The following is a 14127-nucleotide window of genomic DNA, read 5'->3' on the forward strand; positions in this document are numbered from 1 at the left end:
CCCACTGCTATGGCAGTTACACGTATTTCATTGCAACGAACTGGTCATGTCGAGGCCCCGGCCGACGGGCGGGTGTGCGGCACATTCGCCCAGATGGGAGAATGGGAGAACTATGACCGTCTCCCTGCCCCTCGTTTTCGATGCTCCGCGCCGTGGCATGCCGCCTCGGCACCTCGCCGACCTCGACGCCGAGGGCAGGCGGGCGGCCGTCGAGGAGCTGGGACTGCCCAAGTTCCGCGCCGACCAGATCGCCCGCCAGTACTACGGCAGGTTGCAAGCCGACCCGGAACAGATGACGGACCTGCCGGCGCCGGTGCGCGAAAAGATCGGCGAGGCGCTGTTCCCGCCGCTCATGTCGGTGGTCAAGCACGTCGCCTGCGACGCCGGCGAGACGCGAAAGACGTTGTGGCGAGCGGGCGATGGCACCCTGCTGGAAAGCGTGCTCATGCGCTACCCCGACCGCGCCACCCTCTGCATCTCCAGCCAGGCGGGCTGCGGCATGGCGTGCCCGTTCTGCGCGACCGGTCAGGGCGGGCTGAACCGCAACCTGTCCACCGCCGAGATCGTCGACCAGGTCCGCGCCGCGGCCGCCGCGATGCGCGACGGTGAGGTCGCCGGCGGCCCCGGCCGACTCTCCAACATCGTCTTCATGGGCATGGGCGAACCCCTGGCCAACTACAAGCGCGTGGTGGCCGCGGTCCGCCGCATCACCTCCCCGCCGCCGGACGGCTTCGGCATCTCGCAGCGCAACGTCGTCGTCTCCACCGTCGGCCTGGCCCCCGCCATCCGCAAACTGGCCGACGAAGACCTCTCCGTCACCCTCGCCGTCTCCCTGCACACCCCCGACGACGAACTCCGCGACACCCTGGTCCCGGTCAACAACCGCTGGCCGGTCGCCGAGGTCCTCGACGCCGCCCGCTACTACGCCGACAAATCCGGCCGCCGCGTCTCCATCGAATACGCCCTGATCCGCGACATCAACGATCAACCCTGGCGCGCCGACATGCTCGGCCAGAAACTGCACAAGGCCCTCGGTTCCCGGGTACATGTCAACGTCATCCCACTCAACCCCACCCCCGGCAGCAAATGGGATGCTTCGCCGAAACCCGTCGAAGCCGAATTCGTGCGCCGCGTCAACGCCCAAGGCGTCCCCTGCACCGTCCGCGACACCCGCGGGCAGGAGATCGCCGCCGCCTGCGGGCAGCTCGCTGCGGAGGGATAGCGCGCCGAAGGCTCTCAGTTCCAGAAACAAGTCGTGGTGTGCGGTCAGGTAGTCACTCCGTGACCAGGGTGACGCGATAAGTGGTTCACGGAGATGCTGGATTTACGGCACCCCGCCGGAGACGGCTGGAAGCTGGGCGTGTCCAGACTGTCGCTGGCCGATGAGAGTTCATCCCGCAATGGTGAGCTTCGACTTCCGTCGTCACGATGCGTGGGTCCGGCTCTCTCACCGGCGACGAGCTGAGTCTGAACGGGCTGCCCCGGGTGCTGACCGGGGCAACCCCTTCATGTCAGCTACCTACGTGTCGCGGTAGGCCGCCGCCGCGGCCGTGGCTCCGGGTAGTTGAACGGCTTGAAGATGTATTGCAGGCTTGAGCCTGTAGGGTTCTTACGGTCGGACAGTAGGCCTCGAAAGTCGTGATCCTGATAGAGAACATCTCTGAGGTCGTCGAAATTGAAATCCTGCGGCGACTCCGGAAGATCGCGAATCGAAGGAGGCGCGTAGTCCGATTCTGAATAGTCCTCTGCATCTTCGAGCATCATCCATAATGCGATCTCTTCACCCATGCTGCGAGGTTCGGGGTCCTGTCCGCGATTTAAGTCGTCGACCAGGTCTGCGAAGCACTGCGCGAGATTCTCGTAGAAGGCAGGCTTCTGACCTTCCAGCGACTCGGGTAGTGCATACGTGAGATCGGGGTGTCGAATCTCATCTACAGCGACAATTCCTGCGGTGCGCAAAGCTTCAGCGGTACGTGGCGTGATGATCGTTTCATGATAGTACTCATCGTCGTTTTCGGCGTTCTGATCTTCGTCGACTTCGATGCCGTTCTCGTCGAGAAGAGGCGCCGAAACCGGAAAGCGCATTACTCCACATATCGACGGCCTAGCTGTTGCATCGAGGTGTCGATTGTGTACCTTGCCGAGTATCCTTATTTCGGACGCCACGCTTTCAGAAATCTCCTTGGATATACGCTCAACTTCAGCGCGTACGGGTCCGGGGGCGTTTTTCAATGCCTCGTCAATGAATTCCGAGGCAAGATCTGTTCCGGCAAGGAGTTCGTTTAAGGCGTCAGCGAGCCTGACTGCGTCCCATCGTTGGTCGAATGTGGCAATGGCTTTCAGTTCGTCCCAACCCTCCTGTTGGAAAATCGCGACGACGCGATGCTTGCTAGGGGTGTGTTGCGGTAGAAAGAGTTTGAAGGGGTTGTTGCTGCTCATTGGTTCGACCTTCCGTGCGCGTAAGTGCTCACGCCAAGGTTCTTGGATTGGGCAGAGGCGCAAGCGCTCACTACACAGGTCATCACCCGGCATGATTCTGTCTAAGGGGTTCCTGCTGGTGACCAGGGTCCGACCGCTGGTCCCGTTGCGGGATGTGTTGGACGCTAGCAGATGTGGGAGTCGGGCGGAAGGATTTTGGCAGCTGGTGTATTGCCAATACTCCGGACGACGAGTTGCGGGACACGTTGGTGCCGGTGAACACTCGCAGGCCGGCTGCGGAAGTTCTTGACGCTGCGCGCTATTACGCTGACAAGTCGGGTCGACGAGTGTTGATCGAGTACGCGCTGGTTCGTGATCGCAGCGACCAACCGTAGCGGGCTGACTTGCTCGGCAGGGAGCTGAACAAGGCCCTCGGCTCCCACGTGCTTGCTCATGGCGGTCGTGACGTCGTAGCCGTTCCGCCGATGCCAGTCGCTGAGTTCTCCAGGCCCGCCTGATGGTTCTTCCGCCCGTACTCGTAACGTTTGCAAACCACCCACAGCAGATGGCTTCAACTGATACCGGGCCGCTACCGTAGTCCTCGTGTCTGATGGGGATGAGCTCGCGGAAGCGACTGGTGCTGATGCGTGGGCGGCGTATCTCCCGGGGCAGGAGCTTGTTCCCGCGTATCTGGTGTCGCGGTTCGCGGCGCAGTACCGGGCGATCGTGGAAGTTATGGTGGAGGCGCAGGATACGAGTTTGACCGGGATGGCTTACGGCGAGATCGCGACGCAATTGCGGACCTGGGTGGGGGAGCGCACCGGTTCGCCGGAGATCGCAGACCGGTTGCTGCGTGAGGACGCGTTCGTACTGGACGCACGCCTGGAAAGCCTGGTGCGGTGGGGAGTGTTGACACGCTGGCAGGAACCCGCGCGCACCGGCGAGGACTTTCTGCGTCGCCGTGACCGGTTTCAGCTCACCCCGACCGCTGCGCGGCTGCACACGTTCTGGACATTGGAGCTGTCGTCGGACGAAGATGCGGCGGCCGACCTGACGTTGGCGCCACGCGCCATCCACGATCGTTTGGAACAGTTCGCAATTACCTTGCGCGAACGCCGGTTTCCGGCGTCGGCGGCCGAGTTTCAGCAGATCATCACCCTGCATCACGGTATGGCGGTGGCGGCACGCACCTGGCAACGCAGTCTGGCCCACGCGCTCTCGGGTGGCCCGGACCCAGACAAGCAAGAAATTCTGTGGCGCACCTTGCAGTCCTATATCGGCATGTGGGGTGAACAGGTAGACACCTACACCCCGGCGATCGCCGACATGATCGTCGAACTCGAGCCGGTGCTTACCGAATCGGTGTGGCGGGCGTGTGTGCGGGGCGCTTTGCCCGAGGATGCGCCGGACACCGTGGTCGATGCGCAGCAGCAGCGATGGGCGCGAACTTGGGAGGCGCTCGGCGGGTGGTTCGCGGGCACCGACGGGCAGGCGCGGCGTTTGCGCCGTCAACTTCGTGATCTGGTGGCGCCATGGGCGCGGAACATGCACATTCTGATGGACACTGGTGGTGCGTTGACCCGCCGCGGTGAGCTGCTCGCGTTGGCGCGGGCGATCGAGCGGGCTCCTGATGACGAGTCGGCGTGGCGGATGTGGGATACAGCTATCGGAGTCTTCCCGGCTCGGCATCTGATCATTGCCGCCGAAGGGGCGGACGAACACAGCACGCCATGGCAGGAGGCGGACGCTGCCCCGATCACCGGCCGTTTCCGGGAGCACGGACATCGGGCGGCGGTAGGTAAGCGCACCAAGGCTATCGACAACTCGGTGGGACGCGAGGCCGCCCGCCGGTCCAGAGCGGCAGCGTTGGCGGAGCGCCGGGCGGCCGAGGCGTCATTGCGGGCTCGGTCGGGAACTTCGCTGGCGGAATGGGACGCGCTGACGCAGTCGGAGCTGGGTTTGCTGCTCGAATTCCTGGCTGTGGCTCGTGGCCGCAGCGGCGAGCAGTACCGTTCGGCGATGACCGAGGACGGTCGCTGGCGTGTGTCGCTGACCTCGCCCGCTGATGGCGCGACCACCACGGTGCTCTCGCCGGGTGGCCGGTTCGTCACCACCAACTGGCGATTCGATCTCGAACCGGCAGTTGAGGTCTGATGTCGTGGACACAACAGCACGCGATGAGACGGATCGGCGCCGCGCATTTGTGGGACTGCTCGCGAATCCGGTGCTGGATCGACGTCGACATCCCGAATTATTCGCGTTGGTGCGCCATCCCCGGCATCGTTCGGAGTTGATGAACTGGTTCAGTTCCCGTCTGGGTTATCGGCTGGTGGTCACCGACACGGCAGCGCGGTTGTTCCGCCTGCCGCTGGGGGATTCGGTGTTGGCTCCGCGCCGGGTCACGACTCCGCCCCGCCGAATGCTGGTGCTGGCGTTGCTGGCGGCCGCGGCGGCCGAGGACACGGAGGACATCACCACGACGCAGGATCTGTCGGATCGGGTGCGGGTGCTGTCTGCTCGCGAGGATTGCGATGTCGCCGGCTATGACCCCGATCAATTCGCGGAACGGAAGCTGTTCGAGGCGGCGGTGGAGTTGCTGGTGTCGGCGGGGGTGCTGTGGCAGGTCGGCGCAGACCCCGGTGAGGGCTGGGCTCGCCGGGCCGACAAGATCGGCACCACCTATCAGGTGCAGCGGGAGATGTTGCTGCGTATGGTCGATCCGGCGTCATTCGCCGCAGCGCTCGGTGAGCGCGGCCCGGTGCTGACCGAGTCGGCCGAACGGTTCACGGTGATGCGGCGGCTGATCGAATTGCCGGTCTGCCTGTACACCGATTTGACCGAGACCGAGCGGGCGTATTTGATCCGGCAGCGCAGCCGGGTCGTGGCCTGGTGCACCGAGATGACCGGGTGGACGGTGGAGCAGCGCGCGGAGGGGTTGGCCCTGATCGCCCAGGACGAGGCCGATACCGACCTGCCTTTCCCGCGACTGCGTGCCGTCGATTTCGTAACCCTGATGATCTTGGACGATTTGTTCCGGCGACGTTCCGGCGATGACGTGGTGACCGACGCCGATCTCGCCGCTGCGGTGCTGGAAGTCGCGGCCCGCTATCCCAAGTCGATCACCAACGAGATCGCGTCCGAAACCGCGCGCAGCGAACGAGCGATGGAGTTGCTGCGGGCTCTGGATCTGCTGCGTCCGGGCCTGCGGCCCGGGTTGTGGCAACTCACGCCGATCGCCGCGCGCTACCGCGATCCCCGGGTCGTTTCCGTCACTGCTCGTCTGGAGGACACCGAATGACGTTGGTACCGGAGGTCGACATCGAACTCGAGGGCGCGGCCGCTGATTCGGGGGCGGAGTGGCTGCGGTCCGCGACTTCGGGTGGCTTGCCGGCGCCGGGCCGACCGCGCTGGCAACCACTGCGGGTCGGCATTGTCAATCTGTGGGAATACGACGACGCCGAATTCTGGTTCGCCGACGGCCGTTTGGTGTTGCGCGGCGGCAACGGCGCCGGGAAAACGAAGGTGCTCGAACTGACGACGCTGATGCTGTTGCGCGGTGAAATCGCGCCTGCGGTGCTGGATCCGTTCGGTTCCCAGCATCGAACCATGCGTTTCAATCTGCTTCCTACCGGAGACGGTGACGACCCGCGCGAGCCTTCCGACGCGGGTCTGGGATATGCCTGGGTGGAGTTCGGGCGCCGCGACGCCGACGGTGCGGCCCACTACTTCGTGTGTGGTCTCGGAGCCTCTGCTCGGGTGGGCCACCGGCTCCGGTGCGGTGAGCACCTGGCATTTCCACACCCGGTGCCGGCCCGGTCGCGATTTCCGTCTGCTTTCCGAGGGTCGGGCCATCGAACAAAAAGATCTGAAGAAGATCGACGGGATCACAGTGCCGCCGAACGCCACGGCCTATCGGGCCCGACTGGCCGACGAACTATTCGACCTGTCGGCAGAGTCTTACGACAACCTCACCGAATTGCTCAAGCAGCTACGCAAACCGAAACTGGGGGAGCGGCTCAACCCCGCCAGCTTGGCCGCTACTTTGCGAGATGCGTTGCCGCCGTTAGCGACTCATGAGGTCAACCAGCTTGCCGAGGGATGGGAGCATCTCGAGCAACTGCGGCTGTCCATGCAGCGCACCGAGGATGCCGCGCGCGCGATCGCCCTGTTCGTCCGCACCGGCTGGCGGCCCTGGGCCCGGACCGTGCTGCGTGGCCGAGCCGATGAGATGGCGAGTGCCACAACCAGTCTGGACAAGACGACCGAGGCAAAGAAGGCCGCCGAGAGGCGGTTGGAGCAGGCGCGGGCCGAGCTGGCCGATGCCCAAGCCAAGCTGGCCACGACGAAAACCGAACGCGCAGACAGTGACACCGCGCTGCGCGAGTTGCTCGAGTCGCAGTCCTACCGGGACGCGGTCGCCGCGACGGGGCGGGTGGAAGGCTTGCGCCGGGAGCTGTCGAACTTGAACGACCAACATCGCGCGGCGGCGATGCGGGTCGAATCCGAGCATACGGCAGAATCAACCGCCACCAAGCGAGTCGAGACCGCTCGCACGGAGGCGACGAATGCGATGAATGCTGTCACCGATGCCGCCGCGACACTCACCACCGATGCCGATGCCGCAGGGCTCGCCGATGCCGTCGTGCGCCATCTACCGGATCGGGAGGTCGACGCGCTCAGCGGCGCCTTGCAGGCACGGCAGGAACGGTTCGCGCAACTACGCAAACTCGATGCGGCACAGGCACAAGCAGAGCGGCAGGTGGAGCGTTCCGGGCAGTCGGTGGAGCAGATGGCGACCGCGGTCGAGTTGGCCCGCGCCGACGAGGCCGACGCGCTGGCGACGGTGCGGATCGCCGCCGATACCTTCGCCGAGCAGGTGCGGGCCTGGGCGGCCGAAGCGGAGGTGGCGCGCTGCCCGGAGTCGGTGGTCGGCCAGTGGTGCGACTTGATTGCCGAGATGACCATCATCGACGACGAAGGCACGGTGCCGCAGCCGGTTGCGGTGCTCGAGGCGATGCGCGCCCACCTCCACGATGTCCGTGCAAGTTGGTCGCAGCGTGCCGAAGAGCACCGGATGGACCGTGCGCCGATAGCCACCCAGCGGGCCGCGACTGGCGAAAAGCTAGCTGACGCGCGGCGGCAGACCGAGGCCGTGCCGCCCGCGCCGAACCTGTGGCAGCGACGCGCACGTCCGGATCTCGGCGAACGGGAGGGCGCTCCGCTGTGGCGGCTGATCAATCCGGCGCCGGAAGTCGACAACGAGGCCCTCGCGTTGTTGGAGGCCGCGTTGGGCGGCTCGGGTTTGCTGGACGCCTGGGTGCATCCGGACGGCAGTGTCGATTTCGATGCGGCGGATGTGACGGTGCTGGCTGACGGCCGGGGCTCGAATGGTGTGGCGGTGTCTAACTTGACCGCCGTGCTCGTGCCGGTGGCGGCGGGCGGGGTGGCGGCCGCGGTGGCCGAACAGGTGCTGGCCGGGATCGGCTGGTATGCCCACCGGCCGGATGAGGTGTCCGGGGATTGGCTTGCCGCAGACGGGAGTTGGCGCCTCGGCAGACTCACGGGCCGCGCCGAACCGACGGGACCGGCGGCCTTCGTCGGTGCGGCGGCGCGCGAGGCGGCGCGAGTTCGGCTCATTGCGCACCTGGAAGGCGAACTCGAAGAGCTCGACCGTCGGCTGACACTCATCGATAACGAGCTCGCCGCCGCGAAGTCCGCACTTACCCGGCTGAAGATCGAGGAACGAGCGCTGCCGGCGAAGGGCGAGCGCATGGTCGCCGATGCTGTTGTGCGGTGGGCCGAACGTGGCCGGGCCGCTCGTACCCGGGCCGAGGAACTCGCGGCCGCCGAACGTGCGCACGCGACCGATGTCACCCGCCGCGACGGGGCCCGCGCCGTATTCGCCGAATATGCAGGTACCCACCGGTTCCGGCTGACCGATCTGGACGCTCAACGCGACGCGCTCACCGAATTCCGTTCGGCCCTGGACAGATACGTGCACGCGCTGAACCGTTCAGGACTCGTCCAGGAGAAGCTCGCGGACGCGGAGACCGTGCTCGCCGAACGTTCCGATGCCCGTGCGCGCGCCGAAGACGAGTTGGCCGCCGTCGTCGGCCACCGCCGCCAGGTCGGCGTCCGGCTCGCCACCGCCGAGAAGGCACTCGGTGCGGGCCATCGCGAGCAACTCGACCGCAAGGGCACCCTCGAGGCACGGCTGACCGAGCTGTCCGGCGACCTCGACACCTATTCGGATCAGCTCACTCAGGCAGGAACCGCGGCGGCCCGGTCCGAGGAAGTGCTGCGCAACCACGAGGACAGTCGCGCCAAGGCCGAGAGCCAGCGCGACGCGGCCATGACTGCGCTTTGGGAAGCTGTCGGCCAGGGCCTCGCCCAGTCGCTGGACATTCCGCCGCCCGAACGGAAAAGCGTCCAGGCCGCAAGGGAATTCGCGGCGGCGGTGCGCCGAGAGATCTCGGTGAACGCCGAGGAGGCCGTCGAGGCCCGAGCTTGGCGGCACTGCCTGCAGAAGCTGGAGGAGCTGCGCCAAGCGCTGCTGCCGCAGCAGGACGCGCGTGTACTCGACGAAGACGACACCTTGCCTCGCGTCGAAATCCACAGCGACTCCACCCACGGCTTCCAACTCCCGCCCGCGGCGGCCGACACTCTTGCCGAGCGAGTCCAGGAGCAGCGCCGCGGGTACGACGCCGAACAACAACGGGTGCTGGCGACCCTGCTGGGTTCGACCTTCATCGAGCATCTGAAGGATCGCCTCGATTACACGACACGCACATTCGCCAATATCAACACCCACCTCGCCGCGCACCCCACCAGACAGGGGCATGCGGTGCGGGTGGTTTGTGCGCCGGATCCCGCCGATCCCGACGCGGGCGCGGTGATCGAAGCGCTCGGTCGCGGATATCACGAACTCTCGGCGGAACGACAAGAGCGCGTGCGTGAATTCCTGGCCCGTAAGATCGACGAAGCCCGCAGCGAGGCAAACGCCGACGGTGCCGCGGAGTGGAAGCAGCAGCTGACGAAGGCGTTGGACTACCGCGGCTGGCTCAAGATCACCCTGCAATATCGGCCGGGGTCGACCAGCAAATGGACTGTGTTCGACGCGGCCAAGCACGGTGCGAAATCCGGTGGTGAGAAAGTGGTTCTGCTGTCGCAGCCACTGTTCGCCGCAGCCGTCGTCGCCTACGACGCCGCCGCCGCCGACGCACCCCGCTGGGTGTGGCTGGACGAGGCGATGACCGGGGTGGACGCGCAAGTGAAGGCCTCGTTCATGGGGCTGACCGTAGATTTCGAACTCGACATCATGCTGACCGCGCACGACGAATGGTGTACCTACGACTCGGTACCCGCGGTCGCGATCTACGACTTGGCCCGTGAACGTCATTTGCCCGGTGTCGACGCACTGCCGTATCTATGGTGCGGTGGCACGCTCTCCAGCGTGGACGTCGATCGGCTTGGAGTGGCGCAGGCACCACCGCCGCCGGCTCAGGACGACCTGTTCACGATGGCGGAATGAGCGAGCGAATCATGTGCCGGCCCGTATCTCGCGTGCCGGAGCCGAGCGCCGGCGAGGTGCAGGTATGAGCGGAGAATTGCCCGCCGGCTTGCGGTCGTGGGCGGCGCTGCCTGGTCCGGCGCAGGTGCTCGAGGCGATCCGCCGCCGGGCACGACGTGGCGCGCAAGTGGAAACCGGGCCGCTGCGGATCGAGTTGACCGTCGAGGAGCGTCGCCAGGTGGCGCGGATGCTGGGCACCGAGTGGGAGGTTTCGGGGCGTGCAGTCGCGTTGCGATTGCTGGAGCGCGGGCTCGCCGAACATGGGTTGACCGTGCGGCAGTTCATTGAAATTCTCGACGGCGCGCCGTTGGTGGCGCGGCAGCACGTTCGTGCCGCCGAACGCCAAGTGGCGGACGAGGAACGCCGCCGAGTGCTCGAGGTCCTGGACAGCACTGGAGTCGGAGCCGAGGTTGCCGAGTCATGGATCGACGGATCGGGTTCGCCTCGTCTGGGATCGGGCGACGCGATTGTGCTCGCCACCGAGATCGCCAGCGTATGGCCTGCGTTGCCGTGGGCCGGGACGCCGACGCGGCTCGCGCAGTTGGCCGCGACCACGACTCGCAACGCACATGGGCTCGACCCCGATACCGCACTGGGACGGGCGGTAGCGCGCCTGATCGCCGCCACCGCGGGCGTCGACCGGCCAGCACGACCCGGGCGGGCATGGCGGGCGGCCTGGGCTGCGGCGGGCGTTCGCTGTGACACTGTCTCCTCTCGCGTGCTGACTCTGAATGTGCCGCTGGATATCTCGGCCGGTTACCGGCTCGGGGCGCCGCTGTGGCTGACTCTGCGGGATTTCCTGGGTCCGTGGCGCTTCGAACCGACACCTGCCCGGCTCTTCGTGTGCGAGAACCCCACCGTTGTCGAAGCGGCCGCGGACGAGCTGGGGACGGCATGCCCAGCTATGGTGTGCACTGATGGGGTCCCGGCGCTCGCTGCCCTGGATCTCATCGTCGGTGCTGCCGATGCCGGGATCGAGATCCATATCCGGGCCGACTTCGATCCGGCCGGTTTCGCCATTGTCGACTCGCTACGAGCGATCGCCCCGAACGCCGTTCCTTGGCGTTTCGACGCCGACACCTACACAACATATTTCGGCCTTGCCGCGGCCCCAGCCGCATTGCCGGAAGAAGCGCGGAACAGCCACGGCCACGACTTGCACGAAGAAGCGATTCTCCCGTTGCTCCTTACCGACCTACGCCGTGCGGTAAAGCAGTGACCGGGGTGTAGGCCTGTACCCGCTGAAGTTCTCATCGGAGTCATCAAGGAGAGCGAGCTGACGAGTCGGTGGTTCGGTGCGTTGCGACTGGCGGCACGAACTGCGAAATCGCCGCGGAATTTTTATGGTCGATGAACTCCTGCAGTGGCGCGGTCCGTGCTTGTCGATTGTGGACAATTAGCCAGATGGGTAGCAGTTCATTCCGGACGGCTACACGGAGTGAACTTCGACGAGGTCTTCGAGCCCGATGAAGTCTTTTGGGTTGCGGGTGTACAGGATTGCCGAATGTGCATGGGCTGTGGCCGCGATGATGAGATCCATTGTTCGGGCTCGAGGTTGTCGGCCAACGTTGACTACTGCCGCGGCGATCCGTCCGTAGCTTGCTGCGACTGGTTCGTCGACTGGGAGTGCATCGAATTGACGTTGCAGAATCGAGAGTCGGCGCAGTCTTTCCGCACGGGTGGTGTCAGTGCGGGCGACGAGGACGCCGAAATGCAGTTCTGCGAGAGTGGCGGCGCTGATGGTCAGGATGCCAGGCAGTGGGATGACGTTGTCGGCGATCACGACGCTGGTGTCGAGGATGGCCCTCAGTTCGGGTGCAGTAGTCATTGCGCCCACGGATCGCGCAGTGTCTGATCTATGCGGTCGCGGTCCGCTTCCCATTCACTGTCGCTGACGCCGGACCATAGATCTGCGATCTGCTCGTAGGTTCGCCATGTTCTCGGTGAGGTGCTTGCCGGGGCCAGCGGTACGAGTCGAGCGCTAGGGCGCCCGGCGACGGTGATGGTCAACTCTTCGCCGGATTCGACTCGACGCACAAGCTCGGAAGCGTTTTGTCGCAGTTCTCGCAGGCCAATGCTCTCCACGGATTCCAGAGTAGCGCATGTGCTACATGCTCTGCTGGAGCTGCACACCCCCGACGACGAACTCCGCGACACCCTGGTCCCGGTCAACAACCGCTGGCCGGTCGCCGAGGTCCTCGACGCCGCCCGCTACTACGCCGACAAGTCCGGCCGCCGCGTCTCCATCGAATACGCCCTGATCCGCGACATCAACGATCAACCCTGGCGCGCGGACATGCTCGGCCAGAAACTGCACAAGGCCCTCGGTTCCCGAGTGCACGTCAACGTCATCCCACTCAACCCCACCCCGGGCAGCAAATGGGATGCTTCGCCGAAACCCGTCGAAGCCGAATTCGTGCGCCGCGTCAACGCCCAAGGCGTCCCCTGCACCGTCCGCGACACCCGCGGGCAGGAGATCGCCGCCGCCTGCGGCCAACTCGCCGCCGAGGGTTGATCGAGCTGGTAGCCAGCCTTGGTGCGTTCCTCGTCACAGGCTTCGACGGTTGATCGAAGTACCTTATCGGATGGACTCATGAGCTTCCAAGTTCGCGTCGCCAGTCTGCAAATCGGCGACGCATTGCCGCGACGAGATCTGACGATGTGCCGTACTCGGCGAATGCATCGTCGGTGATCTGGCTGAGCGCGCCGAGTGCATCGGCGAACATGTGCGGGTCGAATCCGCTGTCGGATTCCTTGGCGAGGACCAATAACCGGTCGCGGCTGTAATGGCCGCTGGTGATTGTGGCGTCGATGTCGAGGAAATCCCTAGGGAGTGCTCGCCCGTATAGCGCGCACATCTTATTGGCGACGGCATCATCGGGATGGAGGACAGGTCCGATGTCGAGCAAAACCGGAGGATGCGCCCGCCAGTCGGCCGACAGCTCGAGTTTGTCCGCGGCGCCGGGTTCGCCGGGCGAGGAAACCAGCAGGCGTGCGAAGGTGTCGCCGCTCATTGTGGTGGCGACTACGTAGCCGTGATTTTCGAGTGCGCTGACGACATTCTTGACCGCCTCGGGGAAATCCGCTCGGCGGTGCCAATCGGTGAACAGGTCGACGTCACCGCTGGGGCGGTTACCCATGCCGTGGGCGCGGATGGCGTAGCCGCCGGCGAGGGCGAATCCCTGGTCGCCGGCAACCGCCAGTGCGATTTCTGCCAACTTGCGATGCCGTGGTTCCACCGGACGCCTACGCCGAGGCCAGCCGGCTGAGTTGCGCGAGTTCGGGGAACCGGCTTTCCCAGGCGCGTTTGATCTGCTGCGGAAGCCACATGTAGGACCAGAGCCGTTTGAGAACTGCCTCGTTGAGGTAGGCGTACAGGTCGGCCGGGCCGGCTGCTTCGTTGATCACAGTGCGATAGAGGTCGACGATTCTACCCGGCCGATCGAGGTCGTACTCGGCATGGCCGGACCAGTCGAGATGTGTTGGGAGGTTGACGATGCCACTGGTTGGGCCCGTGAGCAGGTGTAGGTCCTCGGGTACTGCGACAGGCTTGTGGTAACTCGGCTGGCCGTCTGTCGGTTCCGGCATCTTCCCGCCCTTTCTGGCATGTTGCTCGCCCGCCCAGTTTACCGTTGGCGCCCGAGGGAAGCGTGAGGCGACGCGCAGCTAATTCCGCAGGTCAATCAGTTTTCGATGGTCGTACGAACGACTCTTGGCCAACTACAAGCGGTGCCCGTGGCGGTCCACCGCGTCACCTCCGGCGCCGGCAGGCTTCGGTTCCCCAGTGCAACGTCGTGATCTCCACAGACGGCTTGGTCTCTGCAATCTGGCCGACGAACGACCTCCGCGACCCGCGCGTGCAGTCAAAACGATCCTATCGAGTCCCCTCGGAAGGAAATGAGAGCACCATACGAAACCTGTTGGAGCCGAATGCTTTCGTAGCGTAAAAGCCAAGGCGTCCCTGCGCTATCCGCGAGACCTGCGGCCAAGAAATCGCCGTTGCCTGCGGACAACTCGCCACCTAGGGGGTAGGCGAAAAAGTTTCGCCTACCGCGAGAACCGTTTGGAACGTGGCAATTCGGTATCGTTGGATTGATTCAGGCCGTGTTGGTGATCGCGAGTTGGACGCTAGTTGAGTT

At 65.2% G+C, this 14127-nt stretch carries 10 protein-coding genes and 2 pseudogenes; 7 read left to right on the top strand and 5 right to left on the bottom strand.

The features are described from left to right. Positions 1 to 112: 112 nt before the first annotated feature. The gene (rlmN, locus tag ACFYO1_RS06025; RefSeq protein WP_387227631.1) at positions 113 to 1222 is read left to right on the top strand and encodes a 23S rRNA (adenine(2503)-C(2))-methyltransferase RlmN; all 1110 of its coding nucleotides are present in this window, start codon (positions 113 to 115) and stop codon (positions 1220 to 1222) included. Between the two features lie 293 nt (positions 1223 to 1515). On the opposite strand, the gene ACFYO1_RS06030 is transcribed toward rlmN, so the two are convergent. Then, positions 1516 to 2439 carry a hypothetical protein gene (locus ACFYO1_RS06030; RefSeq protein WP_387227634.1) on the bottom strand — a complete coding sequence of 308 codons (924 nt, stop codon included), beginning with the start codon at positions 2437 to 2439 and terminating at the stop codon, positions 1516 to 1518. A gap of 215 nt (positions 2440 to 2654) precedes the next feature. Between ACFYO1_RS06030 and ACFYO1_RS06035 the strand changes: the two are divergent. The 5 genes and pseudogenes from ACFYO1_RS06035 to ACFYO1_RS06055 all read left to right on the top strand — a co-directional run. After that, positions 2655 to 2921 (top strand): annotated as a pseudogene (locus ACFYO1_RS06035) (23S rRNA (adenine(2503)-C(2))-methyltransferase RlmN); the annotation flags it as partial. Between the two features lie 100 nt (positions 2922 to 3021). Then, positions 3022 to 4572 (top strand): DUF2397 domain-containing protein, encoded by a 1551-nt coding sequence (locus ACFYO1_RS06040; RefSeq protein ID WP_387227637.1) that lies wholly within the window; start codon positions 3022 to 3024, stop codon positions 4570 to 4572. Between the two features lie 49 nt (positions 4573 to 4621). Further along, the gene (locus tag ACFYO1_RS06045; RefSeq protein ID WP_387231711.1) at positions 4622 to 5716 is read left to right on the top strand and encodes a DUF2398 family protein; all 1095 of its coding nucleotides are present in this window, start codon (positions 4622 to 4624) and stop codon (positions 5714 to 5716) included. A 435-nt stretch (positions 5717 to 6151) separates the two neighbouring features. Next, positions 6152 to 9949, top strand: coding sequence for a TIGR02680 family protein (locus ACFYO1_RS06050; protein ID WP_387227638.1), 3798 nt, complete (start codon positions 6152 to 6154; stop codon positions 9947 to 9949). Positions 9950 to 10073: 124 nt separating this feature from the next. Next, positions 10074 to 11207, top strand: a complete 1134-nt coding sequence (locus ACFYO1_RS06055; protein WP_387227639.1) for a TIGR02679 domain-containing protein — start codon at positions 10074 to 10076, stop codon at positions 11205 to 11207. Between the two features lie 210 nt (positions 11208 to 11417). On the opposite strand, the gene ACFYO1_RS06060 is transcribed toward ACFYO1_RS06055, so the two are convergent. Both ACFYO1_RS06060 and ACFYO1_RS06065 read right to left on the bottom strand, forming a co-directional pair. Continuing rightward, positions 11418 to 11816, bottom strand: a complete 399-nt coding sequence (locus ACFYO1_RS06060; RefSeq protein WP_387227641.1) for a type II toxin-antitoxin system VapC family toxin — start codon at positions 11814 to 11816, stop codon at positions 11418 to 11420. Beyond that, complete coding sequence (locus tag ACFYO1_RS06065; protein WP_387227643.1) at positions 11813 to 12145, bottom strand: type II toxin-antitoxin system Phd/YefM family antitoxin; 333 nt, start codon at positions 12143 to 12145, stop codon at positions 11813 to 11815. The genes ACFYO1_RS06060 and ACFYO1_RS06065 overlap by 4 nt, the downstream gene beginning before the upstream one ends. On the opposite strand from ACFYO1_RS06065, the pseudogene ACFYO1_RS06070 reads away from it, so the two are divergent. Beyond that, positions 12108 to 12503: pseudogene (locus ACFYO1_RS06070) on the top strand (23S rRNA (adenine(2503)-C(2))-methyltransferase RlmN); the annotation flags it as partial. The gene ACFYO1_RS06065 and the pseudogene ACFYO1_RS06070 sit on opposite strands and share 38 nt — an antisense overlap. A 76-nt stretch (positions 12504 to 12579) precedes the next feature. On the opposite strand, the gene ACFYO1_RS06075 reads toward ACFYO1_RS06070, so the two are convergent. Both ACFYO1_RS06075 and ACFYO1_RS06080 read right to left on the bottom strand, forming a co-directional pair. Continuing rightward, a complete protein-coding gene (locus tag ACFYO1_RS06075) occupies positions 12580 to 13206 on the bottom strand; it encodes a nucleotidyl transferase AbiEii/AbiGii toxin family protein (RefSeq protein ID WP_387227646.1) in 627 nt (208 codons plus the stop codon). Between the two features lie 28 nt (positions 13207 to 13234). Then, positions 13235 to 13576, bottom strand: a complete 342-nt coding sequence (locus ACFYO1_RS06080; RefSeq protein ID WP_387227648.1) for a hypothetical protein — start codon at positions 13574 to 13576, stop codon at positions 13235 to 13237. Between the last annotated feature and the right edge of the window lie 551 nt (positions 13577 to 14127).

Source organism: Nocardia sp. NPDC006044 (genome assembly GCF_042871115.1).
GTDB lineage: Bacteria > Actinomycetota > Actinomycetes > Mycobacteriales > Mycobacteriaceae > Nocardia.